This is a genomic window from Stutzerimonas sp. LR2 (assembly GCF_055755175.1).
The window spans coordinates 1-552 of the sequence record NZ_JBVTRR010000103.1; the positions used below are offsets into that span (position 1 = coordinate 1).

Below are 552 nucleotides of genomic sequence, written 5' to 3' on the forward strand. Positions count from 1 at the left end.
TGAATAAAAGCTTCGGCACCAATACGGTTTTAAATAATATTTCCCTCGATATCCAAGAAGGGGAAGTGGTCGCCATTATCGGCCCTTCTGGCTCTGGGAAGTCCACCTTATTACGCTGCCTAAACCTGTTAGAACACCCTGAATCTGGCATTATACAAATCGGCGATGTCACCTTAGATACGCATAAACATAGCGTAAATGATGCCTATGCATTACGCCGTCAAACCGCCATGGTGTTTCAAAATTACAACCTGTTTAAAAATAAAACAGCACTTGAAAATGTGACGGAAGGATTAATCACCGTTAAAAAAATGGCGAAAAGCGAAGCCGATAAAATCGGTTTAGCGCTGTTGGATACTGTCGGCCTAGCTGAACATAGCCACAAATACCCAGTCACGTTATCGGGCGGGCAACAACAGCGAGTGAGTATCGCCCGTGCCCTTGCCGTCAACCCTTTAGCCATTTTATTTGATGAGCCAACCTCGGCTCTCGACCCAGAAAGAGTATTTGAGGTGCTTCAGGTGATTAAATCCCTTGCTCAGCAAAAAACCA

General features: G+C 44.9%; 1 protein-coding gene. It reads left to right on the plus strand.

Annotated elements, in window-relative coordinates; all coding sequences use genetic code 11:
• Positions 1-552: amino acid ABC transporter ATP-binding protein (locus tag ACVRRC_RS22275; protein ID WP_472997621.1), on the plus strand; the 552-nt coding region annotated here is incomplete at both ends.